The 25,286-nt window shown below is 58.8% G+C and carries 16 protein-coding genes; 5 read left to right on the forward strand and 11 right to left on the reverse strand.

All coding sequences use genetic code 11. The features are described from left to right. Positions 1-39: 39 nt before the first annotated feature. Both BUE15_RS02335 and BUE15_RS02340 read right to left on the reverse strand, forming a co-directional pair. Positions 40-693 carry a rhomboid family intramembrane serine protease gene (locus tag BUE15_RS02335; protein ID WP_073281059.1) on the reverse strand — a complete coding sequence of 218 codons (654 nt, stop codon included), beginning with the start codon at positions 691-693 and terminating at the stop codon, positions 40-42. Between the two features lie 129 nt (positions 694-822). After that, positions 823-1,794 (reverse strand): polyprenyl synthetase family protein, encoded by a 972-nt coding sequence (locus BUE15_RS02340; protein WP_073281060.1) that lies wholly within the window; start codon positions 1,792-1,794, stop codon positions 823-825. Between the two features lie 130 nt (positions 1,795-1,924). Between BUE15_RS02340 and BUE15_RS02345 the strand changes: the two genes are divergently transcribed. Further along, the gene (locus BUE15_RS02345; protein WP_073281061.1) at positions 1,925-2,413 is read left to right on the forward strand and encodes an energy transducer TonB; all 489 of its coding nucleotides are present in this window, start codon (positions 1,925-1,927) and stop codon (positions 2,411-2,413) included. A gap of 111 nt (positions 2,414-2,524) precedes the next feature. On the opposite strand, the gene rnr is transcribed toward BUE15_RS02345, so the two are convergent. Then, positions 2,525-5,029, reverse strand: coding sequence for a ribonuclease R (gene rnr / locus BUE15_RS02350; protein WP_084548759.1), 2,505 nt, complete (start codon positions 5,027-5,029; stop codon positions 2,525-2,527). Positions 5,030-5,223: 194 nt separating this feature from the next. After that, positions 5,224-7,236, reverse strand: a complete 2,013-nt coding sequence (locus BUE15_RS02355; RefSeq protein WP_073281062.1) for an ABC transporter ATP-binding protein — start codon at positions 7,234-7,236, stop codon at positions 5,224-5,226. A gap of 108 nt (positions 7,237-7,344) precedes the next feature. On the opposite strand from BUE15_RS02355, the gene BUE15_RS02360 reads away from it, so the two are divergent. Together BUE15_RS02360 and BUE15_RS02365 are read left to right on the forward strand one after the other, a co-directional pair. After that, positions 7,345-8,331 (forward strand): aldo/keto reductase, encoded by a 987-nt coding sequence (locus BUE15_RS02360; protein WP_073281063.1) that lies wholly within the window; start codon positions 7,345-7,347, stop codon positions 8,329-8,331. A gap of 74 nt (positions 8,332-8,405) precedes the next feature. Further along, positions 8,406-8,816 carry an Imm50 family immunity protein gene (locus BUE15_RS02365; RefSeq protein ID WP_073281064.1) on the forward strand — a complete coding sequence of 137 codons (411 nt, stop codon included), beginning with the start codon at positions 8,406-8,408 and terminating at the stop codon, positions 8,814-8,816. An 81-nt stretch (positions 8,817-8,897) separates the two neighbouring features. Here BUE15_RS02365 and BUE15_RS02370 read toward each other — a convergent pair whose 3' ends face one another. The 3 genes from BUE15_RS02370 to BUE15_RS02380 all read right to left on the reverse strand — a co-directional run bounded on the left by BUE15_RS02370 (position 8,898) and on the right by BUE15_RS02380 (position 15,826). Continuing rightward, entirely contained in the window at positions 8,898-9,557 is a 660-nt protein-coding gene (locus tag BUE15_RS02370) for a lipoprotein signal peptidase (protein WP_073281065.1), read from the reverse strand. 264 nt (positions 9,558-9,821) lie between these two features. Next, positions 9,822-13,253 (reverse strand): isoleucine--tRNA ligase, encoded by a 3,432-nt coding sequence (gene ileS, locus BUE15_RS02375; protein ID WP_073281066.1) that lies wholly within the window; start codon positions 13,251-13,253, stop codon positions 9,822-9,824. A 134-nt stretch (positions 13,254-13,387) separates the two neighbouring features. Next, a complete protein-coding gene (locus BUE15_RS02380; protein ID WP_073281067.1) occupies positions 13,388-15,826 on the reverse strand; it encodes an efflux RND transporter permease subunit in 2,439 nt (812 codons plus the stop codon). Positions 15,827-16,065: 239 nt separating this feature from the next. On the opposite strand from BUE15_RS02380, the gene BUE15_RS02385 reads away from it, so the two are divergent. Then, entirely contained in the window at positions 16,066-16,470 is a 405-nt protein-coding gene (locus tag BUE15_RS02385; protein WP_073281068.1) for a hypothetical protein, read from the forward strand. Between the two features lie 68 nt (positions 16,471-16,538). Here the strand turns inward: BUE15_RS02385 and BUE15_RS02390 are convergent, their stop codons facing one another. Together BUE15_RS02390 and BUE15_RS02395 are read right to left on the reverse strand one after the other, a co-directional pair. Then, complete coding sequence (locus BUE15_RS02390) at positions 16,539-19,781, reverse strand: DUF7948 domain-containing protein (protein WP_084548761.1); 3,243 nt, start codon at positions 19,779-19,781, stop codon at positions 16,539-16,541. 192 nt (positions 19,782-19,973) lie between these two features. Then, positions 19,974-21,497 carry a glycine--tRNA ligase gene (locus BUE15_RS02395; RefSeq protein WP_073281070.1) on the reverse strand — a complete coding sequence of 508 codons (1,524 nt, stop codon included), beginning with the start codon at positions 21,495-21,497 and terminating at the stop codon, positions 19,974-19,976. Between the two features lie 298 nt (positions 21,498-21,795). Between BUE15_RS02395 and BUE15_RS02400 the strand changes: the two genes are divergently transcribed. Then, a complete protein-coding gene (locus BUE15_RS02400) occupies positions 21,796-23,199 on the forward strand; it encodes an inorganic phosphate transporter (RefSeq protein WP_073281188.1) in 1,404 nt (467 codons plus the stop codon). Positions 23,200-23,414: 215 nt separating this feature from the next. Here BUE15_RS02400 and BUE15_RS02405 read toward each other — a convergent pair whose 3' ends face one another. Next, positions 23,415-23,900 carry a hypothetical protein gene (locus BUE15_RS02405; protein ID WP_073281071.1) on the reverse strand — a complete coding sequence of 162 codons (486 nt, stop codon included), beginning with the start codon at positions 23,898-23,900 and terminating at the stop codon, positions 23,415-23,417. 48 nt (positions 23,901-23,948) lie between these two features. Next, complete coding sequence (locus BUE15_RS02410) at positions 23,949-24,440, reverse strand: DUF4385 domain-containing protein (RefSeq protein ID WP_073281072.1); 492 nt, start codon at positions 24,438-24,440, stop codon at positions 23,949-23,951. Positions 24,441-25,286: the final 846 nt, after the last annotated feature.

Consider the following 25,286-nt stretch of genomic DNA (forward strand, 5'->3'; position numbering starts at 1 on the left):
GATATAAAAATTCGTTTATTTTTTCTATATAATATTGGTTTACAGTAAGTTACTTAAGTAAGCCTGCACTTTCTGGACGAAGGCCATGGCTGAAGCCGGGGCCAGCGCCAACGACAGCACCACGCCATACAAAGCACCATAAAAGTGCGCATCGTGGTTGATGTTGTCGGCATTGCGGCGGCTCATGTAGTAGGAATAGGCCAGGTACAGCAAGCCGAACACGAAGGGCTGGATCGGAACCGGAAGCGGAAAAATGTAGATACCGGCACCGGCCGGCGCTACCGGAAAGAACAGCACGCTCGCAAACACCACCGACGACACCCCACCCGAGGCACCCAGACTCCGGTAGCCGGGGTCGTGGCGGTGGCGTAGGTAGGTGGGAATGTCGGAGACGATGATGCCGCCCAGATACAGCAGCAGGAAGCAGCCGATACCACCGCCCAGCCCAAACCGCTCCGTGTACTCGCGCAGCACAATGGGGCTGAAGGAGTAGAACGCAAACAGGTTGAAGAATAAGTGCGTCAGGTCGGCGTGCAGAAAGCCGGAAGTGAGGAACCGGTACCACTGCTGCTTGTGCTGCACGAGGTAGGGGCTGAGTATCCAGCGGTCCATTAGTTGGCGGTTCGACCACGCGTACATGGAAATACCGGCGGTAAGGGCAATCAGCACAAGGGCCGGGTTGAGCAGGAACATAGAAGCAAGGAAAAGCAGGAAAAACGTTTTACAGGGCCGCCACGCGCTTAACAGGCGTCGCCCCTATCGTCGGAACGGCCATTACTGCGCGAGGGCTGTAAAGGGCCTGAAAACAAGCAATGGACTGGTTTAGCTTTCGCGCTCCAGCAACTGCAGTGCCAACTGGCGTAGCGGCTCCTTGCGGGCAGCAGGCGTAGCTACCCGCTCCAGGTGGTGCAGGGCATCTGCGAAATAGCGGTTGATGAGGGCTTCCGTTTGCGGACGAACGTCCAGCTTGTCGTAGACGGCACGCACGGCCTGCACCTTGGCGTCGGCATCCGCTACGGGCTGGCCGATGTAGCGCGCCAGCTGCGCCTGCTGCGTGGCATCGGCCTGCGCCTGGGCTGTGAGCAGCAGGAACGTTTTCTTGTCGCTCACGATGTCGCCGCCGACGCGCTTGCCAAAGGTGGCCGCGTCGCCATACACATCCAGCAAGTCGTCGCGCAGCTGAAAGGCCAGGCCAATGTCTACCCCGAACTGGCGCAGGTGGTCGGCATCCTGCTCGGAGGCTCCGCCCAGGCGCGCGCCCAACTCCAGCGCGAAGCCCAGCAGCACGGCCGTTTTCAGCCGGATCATGTCGAGGTATTGGGCAATGCTGACCTGGGTTTCCGTCTCGAAGTTCATGTCCCACTGCTGGCCTTCGCACACCTCGGCGGCCGTCTGGGAGAAGCGGCGCAGCATGGGCGCCAGCAGCGCCGGCGGCATGTCCAGCAGCAGTTCGTAGGCGCGCACCAGCATTACGTCGCCGCTCAGGATGGCCACGTTGGGGTTCCATTTCTCGTGCACCGTGGGCTGACCCCGGCGCAGCGGCGCCTGGTCCATGATGTCGTCGTGCATGAGCGTGAAGTTGTGGAACACCTCCACGGCCAGCGCGGGCTTCAGAGCTCCGTCCAGCTCATCGGTGAACAGCTGGGCGCCCAGCAGCGTGAGCAACGGCCGGATGCGCTTGCCGCCAAGGGCCATGATGTAGCGGATAGGCTCGTAAAGAGCGGTAGGCTGGTCGCCGTAGTGCAAGCCGGCGAGGCCGGCCGTGAGTTTGTCGGTGAGGGCAGTGAGGTCCACAGAAACGGGTAAAGGTTCGGAGAGGAAAGGTACGGAAGAGTAACCGAGCGGCTGGGTAACGGCGCAGGCGGGTCGGACAGCAAACCGGTATCTTCGGGAGGTGTTCTTCTATGCTTAAGCTATTTCTCCGATGCGTGGTCTGCTTGTCTGCTGCGGCCTGCTGCTGTCTGCGGTAGCCGCTTCCGCCCAGAACTCCTACAACTGGTGGGATGCCCGCAAGCCGGCGCCGGTTTCCCGGCCGGCCCGCCCGGCTGCCAAACCAGCGGCAACATTGCCTCAACCAGCTCCCACCGACTCATTGCCCCTGACCAGCGGCGGCTACCTGCGGGTGGAACAGATGCCCGTTTTTCCGGGCGGGCATGAGACGCTTCTGAAGTATATCCACAAGACGCTCCAACGGCCCCGGGGGCCACGGCAGCACGGCCGGGTGCTCGTGAATCTGATAGTGGCCGCCACCGGCGAAGTCACGGAGGTGCAGGTAGCACCGGGACAAGGCCTCACTCCGGCTTATGATGCCGCCGCTATGGAATGCATCAGGCAACTGCCCCGTTTTTATCCGGGCAAGTTCAACGGCCAGGCAGCAGCCACTGCCATTACGCTCCCAGTACACTTCAAGTAGGCGCTTCGGCATGGCCATAAAAAAGCCCCCGGCACAAGTAGCACCGGGGGCTTTTTCACGGTTGAGGCTGGGGCCGAACTGCTCGGCTGCTCCCTGCCTGCACGAGCAGACTTACCGGCGGCGCTTGCCTTTGTCGCCGCCGGGGCGGCCGCCGCTGCGCTCGGGGCGGTAGCCGCGGGGCTTGCTGTTCTGGCGGCGCTCCTCCTGCTCGCGGCGCTTCACGGCATCGGGCCGGTTGTCCACCAGCTCGAAGTCGATAGTGCGGTCGAGCAGGTTGGCGGCTTTCACAACTACCTGCAGCTCGTCGCCGAACTGGATAATGCGCTTCGTGTTTTTGCCCACGATGCGGTAGTTGTCCTTGTCCAGCTCGAAGAAGTCGCCGGGAATCTCGCTCAGGCGCACCATGCCTTCGCACTTGTTCTCCTCGATTTCCACGTACATGCCGCGCTCCGTGAGGCCCGACACCACGCCGGTGAACGTCTCACCGATAACCTCGGACATGAACTCCACCTGCTTGTATTTGATGCTGGCCCGCTCAGCGGAAGCCGCCACTTTCTCGCGCTCCGAGGAGTGCTTGCACTCTTCTTCCACGGGCTCCACGTCCACGTTCTTGCCGCCTTCCAGGTAGTGCTCCAGCAGGCGGTGGGCCATCATGTCGGGGTAGCGGCGGATGGGCGAGGTGAAGTGCGAGTAGTGGTCGAAGGCCAGGCCGAAGTGGCCCAGCGGCTCGGTGGTGTAGATGGCCTTGCTCATGGTGCGCACGGCCAGAGTCTGAATCACGTTTTGCTCGGGCCGCCCAATCACCTCCGACGACAAGTCGTTCAGCTCGGTGCTCAGCTTCTTGGGGTTGGTCAGGTCCAGGTTGTGGCCGAATTTCTTGGCAAACAGCGCGAAGGTCTGCAGGCGGTCCGGGTCGGGGGCTTCGTGCACGCGGTACACCATGGTCAGGCGCGGCTTGCGGTTCTTGAGCTTGAACACGAACTCGGCCACCTTGCGGTTGGCCAGCAGCATGAACTCCTCAATCATCTTGTGCGCGTCCTTGCGCTCCTTCACGTACACGCCCAGCGGCTTGCCGTTCTCATCGAGCCGGAACTTCACCTCCTGCGTTTCGAAGCTGATGGCCCCTTGCTTGAAGCGCTGCGCGCAGAGCTTCTTGGCGATGTTGTTCATGAGCTGAATCTCGGCGGTGTAGTCCGAGTCCAGCCCTTCGATGCGCTCCTGGGCTTCTTCGTAGGCGAAGCGGCGGTCGGAGTGAATGATGGTTTTACCGAACCACGACTCGTAGAGCTTGCCGTTTTCGTCCAGCTCAAACACGGCCGAGAAGGTCAGCTTGTCTTCGTTGGGGCGTAGCGAGCAGAGGCCGTTGGAGAGGCGCTCCGGCAGCATGGGAATCACCCGGTCCACGAGGTACACGGACGTGGCGCGGTGCTTGGCTTCCTGCTCCAGCGCCGTGCCGGGCCGCACGTAGTGCGTCACGTCGGCGATGTGCACCCCGATTTCCCAGTGGCCATTTTCCAGCTTCTGAATGCTCAGGGCATCGTCGAAGTCTTTGGCGTCGGCCGGGTCGATGGTGAAGGTGGTGATGGGACGGAAGTCGCGGCGGCGCTCAATCTCGGCCTGCGGAATAACGTCGGAAATAGATTCCGACTCTTCTTCCACTTCAGCCGGAAACTCAAACGGCAGCCCAAACTCGGCCATGATGGCGTTTATCTCGGCCTCGTTTTCGCCGGCCTGTCCGAAGCTACGAACTACCTCACCTACCGGCGAGCGGCCGGCGTCATCCTCCGGAAACTCGGTAATGCGCACCAGCACCTTTTCGCCGTGGTTGGCACCGTGCAGGTTCTCGAACGGCACAAACACGTCGAAGTAAAGCTTGCGGTTGTCAGGCTTCACGAAGCCGATGCCGCCCTGCAGCTGCAGGCGGCCTACCACTTCCACGCGGTTGCGCTTGAGCACCTCCACCACGTCGCCGACGGGGCGGCCGTCGCGGGAGCCGCGCAGGCGCAGGCGCACCGTGTCGCCGTGCATGGCAAACTTCAGGCGGTCCGTGAACACGCGCACGTCGTTCTCACTGTCTTCGCTGATAACGAAGGCGTACTTGTCGGTCGCCAGCGCCACCGTCCCAATGAGGGTTTCGGCGTGGCTGTCGTGGCCATGGCGGCGGCGGGTATCAGCGCCGTCGGCATCCGGAAAGTCGAAGCCTGCTTCGCGGCGGCGGTGCACCACGGGGTCCTGGCCAAACTCGGTTTCAACCGGGCGGCCGCTACGGCGGGCCGGCACCGGAATATTGCCGGCATTGCGCGGCCGGCGGCTGCTGGCGGGCTCCGTAGCAGCGTGGGCGGCCCCGGCATCCGTGAGGCGGTACTCGTCGTTCTGGAGCAGCGTAAGCGTGCCGGCGTTTTTCAGCGCCTTCAGATGGGCAAAGATGTCTTCGCGCTGCTCCTTGGTAGTTACGCCCAGGCGGCGCGAAATCTGGCGGTAGGCGAAGACTTTGCCGGGGTTGTCGCGGAAGATCCGGAATACAATGTCTTTGGTAATGGGGGCAGCTTCATGGCTGCCGGTTGCTGCCTTCGCGCGGTCGGCGCGGGGGGCGGCGGAGTCGTCTTTTCTTTTCATTTAGAAAATGAGAGCCGCCAGTGGTTGTCTTTTTCGCAGGCGGCAGGGTTGATAGGGAAAGCTGTTTACGAAGCTTTCCGGGTTAAGTATGCAGGCCCACAAATGGGCTCTGGGGAGATGATACGGAATATAGCCGGGAATAACTATTCCGGACTACAAATACGGGGTTATGGTTACGTTATGCGCCGGCCACTTTACGCCCGGCTGGCCACGGCGGCCCGGATATCAGCGGGCTCGTCTTTAGGAATAGCAGCCAGCAGCGTGCGGGTGTACTCGTGCTGCGGGTTGGCGTAGACTTCGGCGGCCGGGCCACTTTCCACAATCTGCCCCTGGCGCATCACCAGAATCCGGTCGGACATGAAGCGGGCCACGGACAGGTCGTGGGTGATGAACAGATACGTAATGCCGAACTCACGTTTGAGGTCGTTGAGCAGGTTGAGCACCTGGGCCTGCACCGATACGTCCAGCGCCGACACGGACTCGTCGCAGATGATGCACTTGGGCTGCAGCGCCAGGGCCCGCGCAATGCAGATGCGCTGGCGCTGGCCGCCGCTGAACTCGTGCGGGTAGCGCAGGTAGTGCTCCTCCTTCAGGCCCACCGTGCGCAGCAGCTCCAGCACCCGGTCTTTCTGCTGCTGCCTGGTGCCGCCCACGCCGTGCACCCGCATGGGCTCCAGGATGGCCTCGCCCACGGTCATCATCGGGTTCAGGGCGGCGTAAGGGTCCTGAAACACCATCTGAAACTCGCGGCGGCGGCGGCGCAGCTGCTCCGCCGGTAGCGTGGCCAGGTCAACTCCTTCGAACAGGATGCTGCCTGAAGTTGGTTCCACTAGCCGCAACAAGGTTCGGCCCAGCGTGGTCTTGCCGCAGCCCGACTCCCCCACCAGCCCTACGGTTTCGCCCGGATAGATGTCGAAGCTCACGCCATCCACAGCGCGCACGAATTCCTTCCGGCGGTTGAAGAAGCCCTTGCGAATCGGGAAGTGCACGTTCAGGTTTTCGACGCGAAGAATGGGCTCGGCGCGGGTGGCCGCTACTACAGGACCCGCGGCTGCGTCAGGACCAATGCCCGAAGCTGGAGCAGCATCCAGAGCACCAGCTCCCGGCATGGTTCCGCCGACAACCCCGGCGGCCGGGCCTAGCTGAACCAGCGGCAGTGGTAACCCGGACTCCAGGCCCGGCGCCTCAGTCAGCCCAAAGCCCGGTTCCACAGGGCGTGAAACAGAATGTTCCACGGGGAACGTTTTGGTGGTTTCAGGAATGCTTTGAGGGACTATTGGAGCAGCTTGACTAGTGTCATTAGCAGATAGTTGCGGTAGGCCAGTTTCAGTAGCAGAAAAGCTTCCATCGGCGTTTTCCTGCATGAAATCGGAAACAACAGGAAGTTTTTTCTTCCCAACCGAAAGTTTTGGCCGGCAGGCCAGCAAGCCTTTCGTGTACGGGTGCTGGGGGTTGGTGAAGATGTCGAGCACCGGCCCCTGCTCCACCACGCGGCCGCGGTACATCACCAGAATCCGGTCGGCTATTTCGGCCACTACGCCCAAATCGTGGGTGATGAAGATGACAGCCGTCTGGTGCTGCCGGCGCAGGTCGTCGATGAGGCGGAGCATGCGCGCCTGCACCGTTACGTCGAGGGCGGTGGTGGGCTCGTCGGCAATGAGGATGGCGGGGTTGCAGGCCATGGCCATGGCAATCATGACGCGCTGCTTCTGCCCGCCGCTGATTTCGTGGGGGTAGCTCGTAAAGATTTTCTCGGGCCGGGGCAGCTGGGCCATCGTGAACAGCTCCACGGTGCGGGCTGCGGCTTCCTTCTCCGTGAGCGTAGTGTGCAGGCGCAGCGCTTCCACCACCTGGCTGCCGCAGGTATACACGGGGTTCAGGGACGTCATCGGCTCCTGAAAGATCATACTGATATCGTTGCCGCGCACTTTTCGCAGCTGCTCGTCGGAGAGTGTGAGCAGGTCTACCTCCCCCAGTGCCTCGCTTTGAAACCGCGCTTCGCCGCTCACAATCTGGCCGGGCGGCAGCGGAATCAGGCCCATCAGCGCCAGCGACGTCACCGATTTTCCCGAACCCGACTCGCCCACAATGGCCAGCGTTTCGCCCCGCCGCAGGTCAAAGGAAATATCGGCCACGGCCCGCGTGTTGCCGCGGTGGCTGTGAAAGTCGATGGTGAGGTTGCGGACGGAGAGGATGGACTGGGACACGGCGGCGACGGACGGGGCGGAAAAAAGTAAAGATAGGCCAGTGGCCGGTAGCTTGCCGTGCCGGTTTGGCGTATGCTGCTGGTACAGACAATCACACCTCATTCTCTTATGCACTACCGTAAACTAGGAAAAACCGGCTTCAACGTATCCGAAATCAGCCTCGGCACCTGGCAGGTAGGTGGCAAGTGGGGCGACCCATTCAGCCACGAAACCGCCGACTCCATCCTCAACGCCGCCGTCGACAGCGGCATCAACTTCATTGACACGGCCGATGTGTATGGCGACGGGGAAAGCGAAAAAGCCGTGGGCAGGCTCGTGCGCAGCCGCTCTGAGCCGGTGTACGTGGCTACCAAATGCGGCCGCCAGCTCCAGCCCCATACCAACGACGCCTACCAGCCCGCCGCGCTACGCCGGTTTGTGGAGCAGAGCCTGCGCAACATGCAGCTCGACACGCTGGACCTGATTCAGCTGCACTGCCCGCCCACCGAGGTGTTTTACCGCCCCGAAATCTTCGAGCTATTCGACCGGCTGAAGGACGAAGGTAAGATCCGGCACCTCGGCGTGAGCGTGGAAAAGGTGGAAGAAGGCCTCAAAGCCCTGACTTTTGCCAACGTCAGCACCATTCAGCTCATCTTCAATATGTTTCGGCAGCGCCCGGCCGAACTGCTGTTCCGTGAGGCCAAGCGGCTTGATGTGGGCCTGATTGTGCGCGTGCCCCTGGCCAGCGGCCTGCTTACGGGCAAATTCTCCCGCGACACTACCTTCTCCCCCGACGACCACCGCCAGTTCAACCGCGACGGGGCCGCCTTCGACAAGGGCGAAACCTTCGCCGGCGTAGACTACGAAACCGGCCTGGCAGCCGTGGAAGAGCTGAAGAAAGTGTTTCCCGATCAGCCCAACCTCGCCCCTATTGCCCTGCGCTGGGTGCTGATGTTCGATGAAGTAAGCTGCGTGATTCCGGGCGCGTCCAAGACCAGCCAGCTCGAATCGAACCTGCAGGCCGCCGAGCTGCCGGCGCTTACTCCGGAGCAGATGCAGGCCGTACGGGGTATTTATGAGCAACGGATTAAACCGCTGGTGTACTATAGCTGGTGATAAGAACGCCTGATTTTATAGGCATCGTACCTAGCTGTTCCACTCTGCTATTTTCTTGTTGAAGCTTCTTAGATATGCTTAACAGTGAGAGCACCGCAATCAGCCGAATAATCAACTCAGAAGTTGTTCATCGGCATTTTGGCTATTGGCCAAACTTTCATGATGCGGAAATTAAGCGAGTGATTTTTGAATCCAACCCAGGTTATCATCCCTCCGTAACTGTTTTACTTTCAGCTTTTGAAAGAACCCAGAAAACTGATGAAATAGGTGGATACAAGATCTTGAATAACTGCGACATACAGTTCCAGTTCAACGGAATCCGGGCAATGGAATTTGATAACTTCAGCCATCAGAATGCTATTTTATATCTGGCTTTTGAAGAAGCTGAGGATACAATTAAGTGTACAATTGATGCTGCTACAGGCTTGGAAGCCGTTATAGTAGCTGAAGAAATAATAGTTACAAGCTTGACTCCAACGCAGTAAAAGTGCCACGGTTCAGTGGAAATTAAAATGCCTGTCGGAACAGTTCCGACAAGCATTTTTAGCTTATCAAGCTCCTCTTTGTTACACCACCTCCGAGGCTTCGGCGTCCCGGCGGGCCTGGGCGGCAGCGGGGTCGTTGGCGGCTACGGGGTGGGCTTCTTCCTCCTCATGGCTATAGAAGCGGTTCTGGAACAGCAGGATCAGCACCACGCCGACGAAAATGCAGGCATCGGCAATGTTGAAGATGGGGAAATCGGGTATCATCTCCCCTCCTACCAGCGGCCAGGACGCCGGAAAAAAGCCGTCGGGGAAATCCACAAACAGCATATCAATCACCTGCCCGTGCAGCCAGGGAGTGGGCGCGGTGAAAGGCGCGTTGTCGTAGAGCACGCCGTAGAAAATAGAGTCTACGAGGTTGCCGATGGCACCGCCCAGAATCAGGGAAATGCAGAAAATAAGCCCGCTGGGCGCATGCTGCTTCCACAGCCGGTAGATGTAGTAGCTGATGCCCGTAACGGCTACCAGCCGGAACAGCGTGAGGATGACTTTGCCGTAGGGCGCGGGCAGTTCTACCCCGAAGGCCATGCCCGGATTCAGCGTGTAGTGCAGCTTAAACCAGTCGCCGAGCACCGGAATTTCGCCGGGCATTCCCATGGGCATGTAGCGGTGTACGGCCCACTTCGAAAGCTGATCAATAACGATGACCAGCAGGGCCACCAGGTAGTATTTCCAGTACTTCATGTAAAGAGAAGTGAGCGGTTAGAAGTGAGAAGCGAGACTTTACCCTGACGCTCTGTCAGGGCTGGAACCTCTCCCCTCTCTTGGCACAAACTGACGCTGAATTTTAGACTTGGCTGTATCGGCATTCGTCCTGGGCTCAGCCTCGGTGGTATATGTTTCAGGGGGCGTTTTGTGCCCTTTTGAGCTGATTCCGCGGGGCGGCGTAGCGCTTTATGCGTCCGTGTACCAACCGCCGTTTCTGAGGCGGCGGTTGGTAGCTGAGCCTTACGCAGTTGCGACTTCCAGCTGCACGGGCACCGAATACTCGTCGAATTCCAGCACCGAACCGCCGCTGATTTCCGGGGCAAAATCCAGGCTCAGGGCCTGCACTTCCTCCCGGATATAGTCGCCGAACGACTGCACGGCGGCTTGTAGCTCGGGCTGCTGGCCCAGCGTCACGCGGATTTTGTCCTGCACTTCCAGGCCGCTGTCTTTGCGCAGGTTCTGGAGGCGGTTCACCAGCTCGCGGGCCACGCCCTCCTGGCGCAGCTCGTCGGTCAGGGTCACGTCGAGGGCTACCGTGAGCGGGCCATCGGTGGCTACGAGCCAGCCGGGTAGGTCCTGGGTGCGGATTTCCACGTCGTCGGGGGCCAGGGTGTAGGCTTCGCCGTCGATTTCCACGGCCAGCTGGCCGGTTTTTTCGAGGGTGCTGATTTCCTCGGCGCTCATCTGCTGGATGCGGGCCCCCACGGCTTTCAGCTTGGGACCGTACTGCTGGCCGAGGCGCTTGAAGTTGGGCTTCACTGACTTCACCAGCATACCACTGGTATCATCCAAAAAATCTATACTCTTCACATTCACTTCAGCACAAATCAGATCCGATACCAATTTGATCAGTCCGATTTTACCCTTGTCATCTATTGGAAGTAAAATTTGCTTGAGTGGTTGACGAACCTTAATTCCAGACTTCTTGCGAAGAGAATGCACTAGAGAACTGATTCTTTGTGCATACTCCATCCGATCTAAGAGACTCTTTGAATCAACTGATGGATCCCATTGAGCGTCTTTAATCCTTGTTAGATGCACTGACTCTGGCATAAGGTTTCCTTGATACGCCCCTCTAGCTCGAGGGCCGTCCGTCATATTCTTATATAACCATTCGCTAAAGAATGGTGCAATAGGAGACATCAGTTGCGTCACTCCCAGAAGACATGCTTCCAAGGTTTTGAATGCATTGATCTTATCAGTTGTCATTTCTCCTTGCCAGAAGCGGCGGCGGGAAAGACGGACGTACCAATTTGAAAGGTGGTCGACTACAAAATCTTGGATAGCACGAGCGGCTTTAGTTGGATCGTAATTGTCGAAATGTCCGCGAACATCTTCGATTAGTTTTTGCAACCTATTGAAAATCCATAAGTCAAGTTCGCTCCATTCCACAAGTGGAATACTAGGATACTTCTCTGATTCATAACCGCTCAAGTTGGCGTAGAGGGCGTAGAACGAGTAGGTGTTGAACAGCGTGCCGAAGAAGCGGCGCTGCACCTCCGTGATGCCGTTCAGGTCGAACTTGAGGTTGTCCCAGGGCTGGGCGTTGGCAATCATGTACCAGCGCGTGGCATCGGGGCCGAACTGGCTGATAGTCTGGAACGGGTCGATGGCGTTACCGAGGCGCTTGCTCATCTTGTTGCCGTTCTTATCCAGCACCAAGCCGTTGGCCATCACGTTTTTGTAGGCCACCGAGTCCTCCAGCATGACGGCCAGGGCGTGCAGGGTGAAGAACCAACCACGGGTCTGGTCCACGCCTTCGGCAATGAAATCAGCCGGGAAGTTCTTCTCGAACTGGGCCTTGTTTTCCAGCGGGTAATGCCACTGCGCGTAGGGCATAGCGCCGCTGTCGAACCACACGTCGATGAGGTCGGTTTCGCGGTACATGGGCTGGCCGCTGGGCGACACGAGGAACACGTCGTCCACGTAGGGGCGGTGCAAATCCTTCATTTCGCCGGTGGCAATGGGGTTGTGCGTCATCACCTCGGCCGCTACGGCCTTATCAATTTCGGCGCTCAGCTCGGCAATGCTACCGATGCAGATTTCCTCCGTGCCGTCCTGGGTGCGCCAGATGGGCAGAGGCGTGCCCCAGTAGCGCGAGCGGCTCAGGTTCCAGTCCACCAGGTTTTCCAGCCAGTTGCCGAAGCGGCCGGTGCCGGTGCTTTCGGGCTGCCAGTTGATGGTTTTGTTGAGCTCGATGAGCCGGTCTTTTACCGCCGTGGTCTTGATAAACCAGGAGTCGAGCGGGTAGTAGAGAACGGGCTTGTCGGTGCGCCAGCAGTGCGGGTAGGTGTGCTCGTACTTCTCCACTTTGAAGGCCGTGCCGTCGCCTTTCATGCGGATGGCAATGCTCTCGTCGAGGGTTTTGTAATCGGCGCCGCTCTGGTCGTGGCCGTCGTAGTTTTTCACCCAGCGGCCACCGAATTCGCCCATTTGGGGCACGTAGCGGCCCGTCCGGTCCACGATGGGGCCTAGCTTGCCTTCGTCATCAGCAACCAGCAGGGCGGGCACGCCGGCCAGCTGGGCAGCGCGGAAGTCATCGGCGCCAAACGTGGGCGAAATGTGCACGATGCCAGTACCGTCCTCGGTGGTTACGAAGTCGCCATTGATAACGCGGAAGGCACGCTCCTCCCCTTCAAAGGCCGGAAAGCCCTTGTCGTGGCCGAACAGCCGCTCGTAGTTGACGCCCACCAGGTCAGCACCAGTGAATTCGGCTTCGATTTCCCAAGGAATCTGTCTTGTCTCACTGCCCCAATCTGAATAGGTTGGTGGCGTAGGCTTACCAATTTCAGTATAATCTGAGAAGTAGCTCTTCAACCTCGCTTTAGCCAAAACAACCCGGATGTATTGCTTGGTGTAAGGATTAATGGTGCGAACAAGAACGTAAGGGATGTTCTTGCCAACGGCCAAAGCAGTGTTGGCTGGTAGTGTCCAAGGCGTCGTAGTCCAAGCGAGAATGAATACGTCAGTGTTTTCGATTAACCAGGATGGACCACCAAACAGCTTCTCCGACTTCTCATCCCGCTTCACCTTGAACTGCGCTACCACCGTCGTGTCTTTCACGTCGCGGTAGGTGCCGGGCTGGTTCAGCTCGTGCGACGACAGGCCGGTGCCGGCGGCCGGCGAGTAGGGCTGGATGGTGTAGCCTTTGTAGAGTAGGCCCTTGTCGTAGAGCTTCTTGAGCAGCGCCCAGCAGCTCTCGATGTACTCGGGCTCGAAGGTGATGTAAGGGTCGTCGAGGTCCACCCAGTAGCCCATTTTCTCGGTGAGGTCGTCCCACTGGGCCTTGAAGCGCATGACAGTCTCCCTGCAGCGCTGGTTGTACTCCTCAATGCTGATTTTCTTGCCGATGTCCTCCTTGGTGATACCCAGCTCCTTCTCCACTTGCAACTCGATGGGCAGGCCGTGGGTGTCCCAGCCGCCTTTGCGGTTGACCTGCTTGCCCAGCAAGGTCTGGTAGCGGCAGAAGATGTCCTTCACCGTCCGGGCCATCACGTGGTGAATGCCGGGGGCGCCGTTGGCCGAAGGGGGGCCTTCATAAAATACGAACGTAGGCTGCCCTTCGCGGGTGCTCACGCTTTTCTCAAAGATGCCGTTCTGCTTCCACCACGCCAGGATATCGGTGCCGACCTGGCCGTAGTTGAGCGGCTGCTTGAATTCGGGGTAGTTCATTGTGGGGGAGGGTCGTTGTATCAGAACGTCATGCTGAGCTTGCCGAAGCATCTCTACCGCTTCATTGCAGTAGTCATCCAACGAAGCGGTAGAGATGCTTCGGCAAGCTCAGCATGACGATAGTGTAAATGATTTTAACCGTTCTGGCGGGGTTGCACCTGCATGCGGTTGAGGTTCAGTTCCAGGTCGTCGTCTTCCTCGTGGTAGTTGTCGTCGTAGTGCTTGATGCCCGACTGGTCGATGACGTCTTCGTCCTTGCCGTGCTCGAAGGTAACCAGCAGGCAGGGCAGCAGAATCAGGTTGGAGAAGTTGGTAATCAGCAGGCTGGCCGACATGAGCAGGCCCAGCGCCTTGGTACCGCCAAACTCCGAGAAGGCAAACACCAGGAAGCCCAGAAACAACACAATGCTGGTGTAAATCATGCTGGTGCCAGCCTCCGAAAGCGTGGTGCTGATGGCGGCTTTCACCCGGCGGCCATTAGCAGCCATTTCCTGCCGGAACTTGGCCAGCAAGTGAATGGAGTTGTCGCCATCAATGCCCAGCGCGATACTGAAAATGAGGGCCGTGCTGGGCTTGAGTGGAATGTCGAAATAGCCCATAATCCCGCCCGTGAGCAGCAGCGTGAAGAAGTTGGGCAGCAGCGTGAAGAACACCGCCCGGATGCTGCGGAACAGAATCAGAACGACGGCCCCCACCAGCAGAAACGCGTGCAGCAAGCTCGATTTGAGCGTGCCAATCAGAAACTCGTTGCCCTTGGTGAAGATAATGGTGGTGCCCGTCAGCTGCACGTCGGTGCCGGTGCCGTTGAAGATTTTGTTAATCTCGGGCCGGATGCGGTTGTTGAGCAGCGTATCGAGGTTGTGCGAGCCGATATCGGCAATCTTGAGCGAGATGCGCGCCTTCTGCATGGTGCTGTCGGTGAAGGAGCGCAGCAGCTTGCTGGTGAGCTGGCCTTCGCTGCCTTCCGTCGACTGCGAGCGGGCCAGGTAGCTGAACACGTAGTTCTTCTCGTCGTTGTCGGGCAGGCGGTAGTAGCTCGGGTCGCCGTTGTAGAACGCCTGCGTGGAGGCCTTCAGGAACGTAACGACGCTGACCGGCGAGGTAAGCACCGGCTGCGTGCGCAGGTAGTTTTCGAGCCGGTCAATCCGCTCCAGATTCTTGAGCTTGAGCAGGCCTTTGGGCTTGCCCGTGTCCACTACCAGCTCCAGCGGCATCACGCCATTAAAGTGCTGCTCGAAGAATTTCAGGTCGGAATTTACCGACGAATCCTTAGGCAAGTCGTCCACCATGTAGCTTACCGACCGTACTCTGCTCACCCCGAACGAAGCCAGCACTACCAGCGCCAGCGTGGTGATGTAGACGGTGCGGCGGCGCTCCAGCACCACGTAGTCGAAGAACTCAAGCAGCTTCATGAGCGGCCTGGCTTCGAGGTGTTCCAGCTGCTTGGGCGTGGGCGGCGGCAGAATGGTAAACACAATCGGCATCAGGATAAACGACACCGCAAACGCCACGAAGATGTTGAGCGTGGCCACCGCCCCGAACTGGAACAGGATGGCAATGTTGGTGAAGCAGAACACCACAAAACCGATGGCCGTGGTGGTGTTGTTCATGAGCGTTACCAGCCCGATTTTGCGCACTACCCGGGCCATAGCCAGCACCTGGTTGCCGGATTTGCGGTAGTCGTAGTGGTAGCGGCTGAGCAGATACGTACAGTTCGGGATGCCGATAACGATGATGATGCTCGGTATCAGGCCCGTGAGCAGGTTGATTTTGTAGCCCAGCAGCACCATGCTCCCGATGCACCATGTCACGACAATCAGCACAATCAGTAGTGGAAACACCACCGCCGACCACGTGCGGAAGAACATGAGCAGCGTGAGGGCCATCATGCCGATGGTCAGGCCCACGAACAGCTTCATTTCGGCCGCTACTTTGGTCGTCATGGTGGCCCGCACATAGGGCAGGCCGGCGTAGTGCATCTTGATGCCGGTTTTCTTCTGGAACCGCTCGGCATGCCCCAGAATTTCCTGCATCACGCCTTCGCGCTTGCTGGAATTCAGGAATTTCGGGTCCATAGTCAGCGCCAGCAGCGTGGCCCCGGTAGTAGGCGAAATCAGCTGGCCTTTGTAGAACTCCTGCGCATTCACGATGCGCATCAGCGAGTCGAGCTCCAGCTGGGTGCGCGGGAAGTTGCGGAAGATAGGAACGGCCCGGAACGTCTGGGTGGCGGTGTCCTTTTCCAGCTTGGGCAGCCGCGTAACGCCCAGAATGCCGCTCACGCCCTGCACCTTGCTGAGCGTGTCGGTGAGGGTTCGCAGCTCGTTGAAGTTGCCCAGCTTATACACGGAGCTGTCCTGCATGCCCAGCACCAGCACGTTGCCATCCTCGCCAAAGGTCTTCTTGAACTGCTGGAAGTACACCATGTCCGGGTCGTCGGGCGACACTACCTGGGCGAAGTCGTAGGTCATCTCAACCTTGCGCGCCTCCCAGGCCATAAACACGGTAATAACCGCCAGTAGCCCAATCAGGAGCCGACGGTTCTTAATGACAAACAAGGCAAGGTTTCTCCACATAGGCTGCTAAAATGCAGCAAAGGTACGCAACCCGCCGCAGCTACAGCCGCCGAATGCGCAAACCGGCCACCGTAGCAGCGCCGGCCGCGCCGGTTATTTTGGGGTAAATCCGTAGTATTTCACTGAATATAGAAAACTTAAAATGCTAATCAGCACGTAAACAGCCGAAGTTCAACCAGTTAAAGCCTCTCATAATTGCATTTTGCCTGCTACAGGTTATTGCTTTTCCGGTTTTGCCTATGACTCTGTTTCATACTCCCGACGCGTCGCTCACCTACCACCCCACCACCGACATGCTGCAGCTCAGCTACAGCGCCACCCGGCTCACGGTGTCGTTTGGCATGGCGTATCAGCAGGCGCTGGAACAGATGCTGGAGCACAACGTGGGCAAGCTGCTGCTGGATCTGAAGCGCAACGCCCCGCCCACCGACGACGAGCTGGAGCTGCTGCCCCCGCTGGCCAGCGTGCTGCCGGAGCACGAAACGCGGCCGTTGTTTATTGCGGCCGTAGTGTCGGAGGGGCAGTATCAGTACCAGGTCGGCAATTCGCTGGCTGCCAGCGCCAGCACGCTGCCACCGGCCTACGTCGAGTTCAACTACTTTACCTCGCGCCGCGAAGCTGCCGATTGGCTCAGCCGCAGCTAACCGACTGCCTCCTACCGAAAAAGACCCCTGAAACTGAGTTCCAGGGGCCTTTTCTGTGCTACAGTTGCTTAGCGGACTACTTCCACCCAGCCTTTCCAGCTTTCGCCGGTGCTGCTTTCGAGCAGGTAGTAGTAGACACCGCCGGGGACGTTGTTTTTGCCCCAGCCGTCGGTGTAGTTGCTTTGCTCAAACACCTTCTTACCCCAGCGGTTGAAAATCTGAATATTTACCGGCTGGAAGGTCAGGAACGGGCGGAAGGTATCGTTCTTGCCGTCGCCGTTGGGCGTGATGATGTTGGGCTTCTCTACGCCGCGTACAAACACGGCCAGGTTCTGCACCTCTTCGCAACCACCATTGGGGCCCGATCTGGAGGTCAGGCGCACCTGGTAGGTGGTGCCGTTGGGACCGGGGTTGCTGTAGGTGTGCGAAGTAGTAGCGCCGGTGCCGGTAGTTCCGTCACCGAAGTCCCAGGTATAGCTGCTCACGGTGCCGCCGGTTGCGGAAGCCGTGAAGTTGACGGGCGTGCCGGCCAGCTCATTGAGCGTGCTGGCCGTGGCCGTCACGCGCGGGCGGGGCGCTACGTTCACCACTACCGTGTCTTTGGCAGTGCACCCGCCATTGACGTTGTTAGCCGTCAGGATGTAGAAAGTGGTAGCGGTAGGCGAGGCTACCACCGTGCGGCCGGTACTCGTGTTCAGGCCCAGGGGCGGGAACCAGGAGTAGGTAACGCCGGGGCCGGCATCGGGCACGCTCAGTGTGGTGGAGCCGCCTTCGCAAATGGTTTTATCGGGGCCGGCGGCCGCCCGGGGCAGGCCATACACCACAATGGTATCGGTGGCAGTGGCGCTCTGGATGCAGTTGGAAGGATCCGTAACGGTGAGGCGCACTACGTAGCGGCCGGGAGTGTTGTATACGGTGCTCACCAGTGCCGTGGCGTTGCCCGAAGTCTGGCCATTGCCGAAGTCCCAGCTGGTAGACGTACCGCTGACGGAAGGCCGCGTGAAGAACACCGTGAGCGGAGCGCAGCCCGTGCGGATGCGGGAGCCGTTCGGAACGTTGGAAGGCGTAAATGAAGCGTCCAGCTGCAGCACATCAATTTTGAAGGCGGCATTGTTCCAGCTGTCCCCGTTCGTCGCCGACCAGCCATTGGGAGTGATGGGGAGCTGTGTCCCGCCCGAGCCGCTGCCCACGCACATCGACTGGTAGATGATGCCTTTCTTGTCGAAGCGCGAGGTGCCGCCGTCTACGTGGCAGCTGCCGTTGCCGAAATACGTGCCATATACAAGCCCGCCGGCATTGGCCGAAAGCTGCATGATGTAGAAGTAGCCAAAGTCGCCGGATGAGCCGGTAGAACTGCTCTGAATGGCGTTGGGCGTGATGGGCATGTTGTTGATGTTGCCGCCGAAGCCCGAAAGCAGAATCTGCCCGCAGTTGTCAACCAGGAAAGCCGTAGGCGAGATATTGGAGTTGCCCGTGCTGCCGTTGCCAATCACCGTCGAAAAGAGTGTGGTATTCAGGGCGCGGTTGAGCTTATGAATGAACTGCGGGCTGCCGGGGTTGGAGTACACGCCGGTAGTCACCGGGTACAGGCCATCGGTCTGCCCGAACAGATATACGTCGCCCTGGCGGTCAAGCTGCAGGAAATACGCCTGGTCGTAGGCAGAAGTGCCGATGTAGGAAGACTGGAACAGGTCGTTGCCGTTGGCCGAGAGACGGGCCACAAAACCGTCGGCGCTGCCGCCGCGGTACTGCGGATGCAGGCCGCCCAAGGTGCCGGGGAAGTTGGTGCTGGTAGTACCACCGCTCACAAACACGGTGCCCGTGCTGTCTACCTGCACCGAGTAGGCCGCATCCTGCCCGGAGCCACCCAGAAAGGTGCTCCAGGTCAGGGCCGTCAGACCGGAGTTGAACTTGGCTACCACGGCATCCGAGTTGGCTGCTTTAGTCATCTGGAAGCCGTTGACCGCCGGGAAGTTCGCCGACGACGTGAGAGTAGCCAGGTAGATGTTGCCCTGCGGGTCGGTGGTTACGTCGCCGCGGTAGGTGTCGTTGTAGTTGTTGTCGAGCGAGCTGGTTACCTGTCCGTCCACGCCGTTGCCGCCAAAGAAAGTGGAAGCCAGCAGCTGCGTGCCGGTCGGGTTCAGCTTCGATATAACAATGTCGGCGCCGGTATTGAAGCTCCGGTCATAGGCTCCGGTTGTCGTCGGGAAGTCCGACGAGTTGGTGGTGCCCATAATCACGAGGTTGCCGGCCGGGTCTACCACCATGCTGTGCGGATGGTCGTCGGAATTGCCGCCTACATACGTGGCGTAGATGCGCGAAGCCGTCCGAGTAGTGGCGGTAGGGTTGAACTTCATGATGCCATAGTCCTGGGCGCCGGCGTAGCTCACATCATAAGCGCCAGTAGTAGTAGGGTAGCCCGGATCAAACACGGTACCGCCGGCATACAGGTTGCCCTGGGCGTCGTAGGTGGCCGTGTAGCCGAAGTTGCTGGCCGACGAGCCGGTGTAGGAAGAATACACCAGTACCGGGTCAATTACCAGCGGCTGGGCACGGTTGTAGCCCTGCGGAAAACCGAACGTAAGCGTGTTGTTGGCGCTCAGCACGTAGTTGCAGGGCACGTTCACTTTCTGGCCGTTCACCAGCTGGTAAGCCACGGGGCTCTGCTCGATTACGGTGCCTACGGAAGTGGCCACGTGCAAAGCGCCCTTCACGATGCTCAGCTTCTGCTGGCCCTCGTAGCGCAGCTGAATCCGCCGGGTATCGGCTCCGGCCGCCACCTCAAAGTCGTATTCCAGATGCTCCTTGTTGGTGTAGAAGCGCAGGTTGGTGCCCGGATAGAGCTCCTTGTAGCGCACCTCCTCGAAAGACGGCACGTTGGAAGCCCACTTGCTTTGGTCTTTGCCCAGGAAATAGTTGCTGACCTCGCCGGTTTCGGTTTCGCCTTTCACCGCGGCCTGCAGGTTGGCTCCCACAAAGGTCACGGAGTAGGCGTGCGCCTTCACGCGGTGGTCCTTGCCGTCGGGCTTGTGGTGGTGTAGCTCCTCCACCTGTTTGGTATCATAAAGCGTCTGAAGCAGGCGGCCGCGCTCCAGATACAGGCGGCCACCGGGTACGTCGGTGGCAAACATCACCGGCTTGGCCCACTGGTTGCGGTTGGCTATAAACTGTAGCTGCCGGGTGGCGGTGGGTGCCGCTACTTTGGGGGCTGCCAACTGGGCTACTGCCGGCGCCGAGGCCAGCAGACTAACCGCCGTCAGCAGACGCGGCAACCCATACAGCCGCCGCCCAGAAAGAGTAGAAAGAGACATAGAAAAGAATATAAGGTGGAGGAAAAACAGAAAACGAACGGCCAGACGCAGCCCACAAAAGCTGAAAATACCGGAGAAAAAACGCAATAAAATTCTCCGGCCTCAGTAAGCAAGAATCTTACCGAAACCGGAGAATTTTAAGGAAGAATTATAGAAAACCTATTCTTTCAATTTTCTTATAACCTTCTCAGGTTATAGCTTTTCGAAAATGCGCGACAAGCTCACGGCCTCCCCGATGTAGCTGCGCAGTGCCGAAACAGGCATGCGGGTCTGCTCGCGCGAGTCGCGGTGGCGCACCGTTACGGTTTCATCTTCCAGCGTCTGGTGGTCGACGGCAATGCAGAACGGCGTACCGATGAGGTCCTGGCGGGTGTAGCGCGTGCCGATAGAGTCCTTCTCCTCTACTACCACCCGGAAGTCGTGGCGCAGGCTGTTGTAGATTTCGTTGGCTTTCTCGGGCAGCCCGTCCTTTTTCACGAGCGGGAAAATGGCGGCTTTCACCGGCGCCACGGCCGGGTGCAGGCGCAGCAGCTTGCGGGTTTTGGTTTTCTGCTCCTCGCCTTCGCCCTCCACAATGGTTTCCTCCTGGAACGCCTGGCACAGCGTGGCCAGGAACAGCCGGTCGGCACCCACGGAGGTTTCTACCACGTAGGGCACGTAGTTGCCGTAGGGCTTGCCGGTTTCGGGGTTTACGTCGTTGTCGAAGTAGTTCTGCTTTTTGCGGCTCAGCGTCTGGTGCTGGGTCAGGTCGAAATCGGAGCGGGAGTGAATGCCCTCGATTTCCTTGAAGCCGAACGGGAATTCATACTCAATGTCCACGGCGGCCTTGGCGTAGTGCGCCAGCTTATCATGGTCGTGGAAGCGGAGCTTGTCGGCGGGCAGGCCCAGGGCCTCGTGCCAGCGGCGGCGCGTGGCTTTCCAGGTTTCGTACCACTCGCCTTCGGTGCCAGGGCGCACGAAGAACTGCATTTCCATCTGCTCGAACTCCCGCATGCGGAAGATGAACTGCCGGGCCACAATTTCGTTGCGGAAGGCTTTGCCGATCTGGGCAATGCCAAACGGCACCTTCTGCCGCGCCGACTTCTGCACGTTCAGGAAGTTGACGAAGATGCCCTGGGCCGTTTCGGGGCGCAGGTAAATCTTGCTGGAGTCGTCGGCCACGGCGCCCACCTGCGTCGAGAACATCAGGTTGAACTGGCGCACGTCGGTCCAGTTGCCGGTTTTAGAAACGGGGCAGAGAATCTGCTCGTCGATGATGAGCTGCTTGACGCCGGCCAGATCCTCGGCCGTGAGCAGGCGGCCCATTTCGGCCAGCAGGGTTTCGGCGCGGGCCAGCTCGCCGTTCTTCTCGTACTCGGCGGCTTTGTCTTCGAGTAGCACGTCGGCGCGGTAGCGCTTCTTGCTGTCGAGGTTGTCAATCATGGGGTCCGAAAAACCATCGACGTGGCCGGAGGCTTTCCAGGTGAGCGGGTGCATAAAGATGGCCGCATCAATGCCCACCACGTTCTGGTTGAGCTGCGTCATGGCCTTCCACCAGAGCTGCTTGAGGTTGTTTTTCAGCTCCACGCCGTTGGGGCCGTAGTCATACACGGCGGCCAGGCCATCATAGATTTCGGAGGACGGAAACACGAAGCCGTATTCTTTGGCGTGCGAAACGATATCAGCCAGGGTGCCTTCGGTGGTGTTGGCGGCGGCTTTCTGCGGAGTGTTGCTCATATAGAAAGAGAAGTGAGAAGTCTGAAGCTCAGAGCTTAGCGTGGCCACTGCCATGCAGCCCGGGCGCCCGAAGAGGGCCGGGCTTCCCGGCTCTAAGCTCTCAGCTCTAAAAGTATGGGCAAAAGTAGCGGATGCGCGGGCTTGTGCCGCCATTCAACTCAACTTGTTGAATATTCCTGCGTTTAGCGCCTCAATACCCGGGCCGGATGCCACTCCGTAACAATTTCATAATCTTGCCCCGCCTTAGGGTGAGCTACCTTTGGATGATGAAAACCAAATTTTCACCAATTCCCTCTTTATGTTTGGCTTAGAGCCTCACGTGCTGATCCTGCTAATCCTCTGTCTGATAGCAGCCTGCGCGTTCGAATTCGTCAATGGTTTCCACGACACGGCCAACGCCGTAGCGACGGTAATCTATACCAACACGCTCCGGCCGTGGGTGGCCGTGGTCTGGTCGGCTTTCTGGAACTTTATCGGGGTGCTGACCGGCGGTATCGGGGTGGCCATGGGTATCGTGTACCTGCTGCCGGTTGAGAGTCTGGTAGATCAGAACGTGTACCACGGCATTGCCATGGTGGGCGCCCTGATTATTGGTGCCATCATCTGGAACGTGGGCACCTGGTACTACGGGCTGCCGTCGTCCTCGTCGCACGCGCTTATCGGCTCTATTCTGGGCGTGGGCATTGCGTTCAGCTTCCTGCCGGAAGCCAAGAACGCCGCCGTCAACTGGAGCAAGGCCGGCGACACGGGTATTGCGCTGCTGGTGGGCCCGCTGTTCGGTTTTGCCCTCACCATTATCATGATGTTCCTGCTGAAGCGCTTTGTGAAGAACAAGGCCATCTTTAAGGAGCCGCACAAGCGCAAGCCCCCACCCCTGTGGATTCGGCTGATCCTGGTTGTGACCTGTACGCTGGTAAGCTACTTCCACGGCTCCAACGACGGCCAGAAAGGTGTGGGCCTGATCATGCTCATCATGATTGGCATCGTGCCCACGTTCTACGCCCTCGACCATTCCAAGAACCCGCTGGACATGCGCGACTCGCTGCTGAAAGTGGAGCAGGTAATGCAGAAGGTGAACGTAGCCGAACTCAGCGCCGATGACCGGGCGGCCGTGTCGAGCATCCGGGTGCAGACCAATGCGCTGGACAGCATTTTTGTGGGCAAAACGGCCGTGTCGCAGTTGCCGCAGGAAGCGCGCTTCCATATCCGCAAAGCAGTCCTGCTGCTTGGCAGCCAGGCCAAAACCATCCAGAAGAGCAACAATGTGAGCCTGAGCACCGCCGACCGGGCCACGCTGGACGACTCACTCGCCAACCTGCGCACCTTCACCGATTACGCGCCGACCTGGGTGCTGCTCATCGTATCCATTTCGCTGGGCCTGGGCACCATGATTGGCTGGCAGCGCATTGTGAAAACCATCGGGGAGCGAATCGGCAAGGAGCATCTGACCTACGCGCAGGGCGCCTCGTCGGAGCTGGTGGCCGCCGCCATGATTGGGGCTTCTACCGCCTACGGCCTGCCTTCGTCTACCACGCACGTGCTGTCGTCGGCTATTGCGGGCTCTATGGTGGCCAACCGCGGCATCAAGAACCTGAACCCACAGATGGTGCGCAACATTGCGCTGGCCTGGGTGCTTACGCTGCCCGTGACCATGACTCTTTCGGGCGGCTTGTTCCTGCTGTTCCGCGCTATTCTGGGCTAAGCCCTAGCCGTTTACTGCCGCCTGCCTTCTTGGCTGAATACAAAAAAGCCGCTCTTTTGCAAGAGCGGCTTTTTTATGCGCCATGATTTTCGTAGGAGCCGGAAATGCGGATAACTTGGCTGCTGTGCTACAAAGAGCGTGCTAAACAGATACCAAATCAACTACTTATCCACTTATCCACAGCAAAATTCGGGCTTTTTGTGGATAACCTTGAATTAGGCAGGCCACTGCACGTCCAGGTCCTCGGAGATGAAGACACCGAAATTCACGAACTGCAGCTCATCCTCATCAAAGTAAAGGTCAATCATTTCCTTTTCGTAGGAGATGCGCATTTCGCCGGTATCCATCTTCTCAATTTCGCTGGACTCGTGGCCGTGGCGGCGCATCAGCTCCTGAATGTCATCCGACGATTTGCCGTGGATGCTCTCGCCGTAGAGACGCATGCCGGGGTGGTCGGTTTCGATGCAGCTCAGGCGGAAGTCGTCTTCGCGGTCGAAGTAGAGCGAGTAGCCTTCTTCGAGGTAGTTCCAGGCCTGGTGCTCGAACTCGTCGTCGTCTTCCGACTCTTCAATTTCTTCGGGCTCTCCCATCAGGGCGCGCACCTCGTCCATGGTTGCGCCGAAGCGGAGCGGGCCCATGCCGGTGCCCAGAATGATTTCGTTTTCGTCGGTGCTCGAAGGCGATGCTTGGGTCGGGCTCATAGCTCAGGAATGTAGTGGTAGGAGAAAGTAAAGGTAGCCAATGCCGGGTCACTTCCCGTAGCGGGCTTCAAATTCGGCGCGTTGCCGCACGTACTCCGGGTGGGCTTTGGCTTCGTCCCATTTGCGCTTGAAGATGGCGGCGGCTTCTGCCTTTTGCGGGTCTTCGGGCGAGCGGGGCAACTCGGCGCGCCCGTGGGCTCCGCTCTGGCCTTTTTTGTCGTCGGGCACGGGGCCGGCGTATTTTTTGCCGCCCTGGTGGTTGGCGTAGCGGCGGGCCCGCGTGAAGCCCATCTGCAGAAACTTGCGGGCCATGTCGGCGCCCACAAAATCATTTGCCTCTAAATAGGCCTCAAACAGCGCGTAAATCTTCTCCGACGACTCCCGGGCCACTTCAGGCGTCCGGAAGCGCCAGTGGGGCAGAATCTCGGCTTTATAGGGCTGCACCAGCAACACGCCCTGCTCGCCTTTGCCCACGCGGTACAGCTCCGGGTGCTGGCGCAAGTCGAGGTTGCGGAAATCCTGGTTGTAGTTGAACGGCATACGGCGCGGAAGAGGGTGCTGCCTGTATACGCTGAACCCGGCAGCAGGATTGCCGCAGGCCACCGGCCGGCTCAGCAGCCGAACCAGCGAAGCCGCAGGACTTCCTTCAGCCGGCTCCTTTTTTTTTCGGCCTCCGGTTTGTCCACAGGGTTAATAACTTTTTAAAAGAAGAAATTTTAAGAAATCTTTTTTATCCCTGTCGTTAGGGCTGTGCATAAGTGGACAATCAGAAATAGTAATCCACAGGGCTAATAACTTGTGCAAAGCTGCGGGTTTATGCACCGTCTGTCAACAGGGTATGTTGATAGTAAAATACTGACTGTAAACGCTTTAATAAAGTTTTTCACAATCCACAATGCTTATCCACTAATCCACAATCCACAGTCCACGGCAGGTGTGGATTGTGGTGAAAAGCGGGCGAAGTTGTCCACGCTTATCCACCGGGTGTGGACAGCTGCAAGGGGGTGCTGGGGCCGTGAGAAACGCAAAAAAACTTATCCCTTTTTTCTCCACGGGTTATCCCCAGGTTAGGCAGGTATTATCCACAGGTTAAGCCAATTGGCCCTACAGACGTGGAAAACCCTGTGGAATAGCTGTGGAAAAGAGCCCAAAAAAGCCCTCAGTAACTGGAAACGCGTCCTGCTCCATGTGGAAAGCTGGCTCACACCCAGCCGAGGCGGCCTTTTTCCAGCAGAAAAGCCAATTGGGCTTGGCGCCGTGAAACAGCCCCGAATCAGGAAAACCGCATTTCCAGCACGTATAAGCCCATTTAAGTGGCGAAAAGTAACCTTGGAAAGTGTTCCACGGCCGCCAAGCTACGCGCAAGCCCTACCAAGAGCCTAAAGT

Origin of the sequence: Hymenobacter psychrotolerans DSM 18569 (assembly GCF_900142395.1) — a bacterium.
Lineage (GTDB): Bacteria > Bacteroidota > Bacteroidia > Cytophagales > Hymenobacteraceae > Hymenobacter > Hymenobacter psychrotolerans.

What these genes read in the sequence shown, in the direction of transcription:
- BUE15_RS02335 (WP_073281059.1), bottom strand. Translation starts at nt 693, where the DNA reads ATGTTCCTGCTCAACCCGGCCCTTGTGCTGATTGCCCTTACCGCCGGT.
- BUE15_RS02345 (WP_073281061.1), top strand. Translation starts at nt 1,925, where the DNA reads ATGCGTGGTCTGCTTGTCTGCTGCGGCCTGCTGCTGTCTGCGGTAGCC.
- rnr (WP_084548759.1), bottom strand. Translation starts at nt 5,029, where the DNA reads ATGAAAAGAAAAGACGACTCCGCCGCCCCCCGCGCCGACCGCGCGAAG.
- BUE15_RS02360 (WP_073281063.1), top strand. Translation starts at nt 7,345, where the DNA reads ATGCACTACCGTAAACTAGGAAAAACCGGCTTCAACGTATCCGAAATC.
- BUE15_RS02365 (WP_073281064.1), top strand. Translation starts at nt 8,406, where the DNA reads ATGCTTAACAGTGAGAGCACCGCAATCAGCCGAATAATCAACTCAGAA.
- BUE15_RS02370 (WP_073281065.1), bottom strand. Translation starts at nt 9,557, where the DNA reads ATGAAGTACTGGAAATACTACCTGGTGGCCCTGCTGGTCATCGTTATT.
- ileS (WP_073281066.1), bottom strand. Translation starts at nt 13,253, where the DNA reads ATGAACTACCCCGAATTCAAGCAGCCGCTCAACTACGGCCAGGTCGGC.
- BUE15_RS02380 (WP_073281067.1), bottom strand. Translation starts at nt 15,826, where the DNA reads ATGTGGAGAAACCTTGCCTTGTTTGTCATTAAGAACCGTCGGCTCCTG.
- BUE15_RS02385 (WP_073281068.1), top strand. Translation starts at nt 16,066, where the DNA reads ATGACTCTGTTTCATACTCCCGACGCGTCGCTCACCTACCACCCCACC.
- BUE15_RS02390 (WP_084548761.1), bottom strand. Translation starts at nt 19,781, where the DNA reads ATGTCTCTTTCTACTCTTTCTGGGCGGCGGCTGTATGGGTTGCCGCGT.
- BUE15_RS02395 (WP_073281070.1), bottom strand. Translation starts at nt 21,497, where the DNA reads ATGAGCAACACTCCGCAGAAAGCCGCCGCCAACACCACCGAAGGCACC.
- BUE15_RS02400 (WP_073281188.1), top strand. Translation starts at nt 21,796, where the DNA reads ATGTTTGGCTTAGAGCCTCACGTGCTGATCCTGCTAATCCTCTGTCTG.
- BUE15_RS02405 (WP_073281071.1), bottom strand. Translation starts at nt 23,900, where the DNA reads ATGAGCCCGACCCAAGCATCGCCTTCGAGCACCGACGAAAACGAAATC.
- BUE15_RS02410 (WP_073281072.1), bottom strand. Translation starts at nt 24,440, where the DNA reads ATGCCGTTCAACTACAACCAGGATTTCCGCAACCTCGACTTGCGCCAG.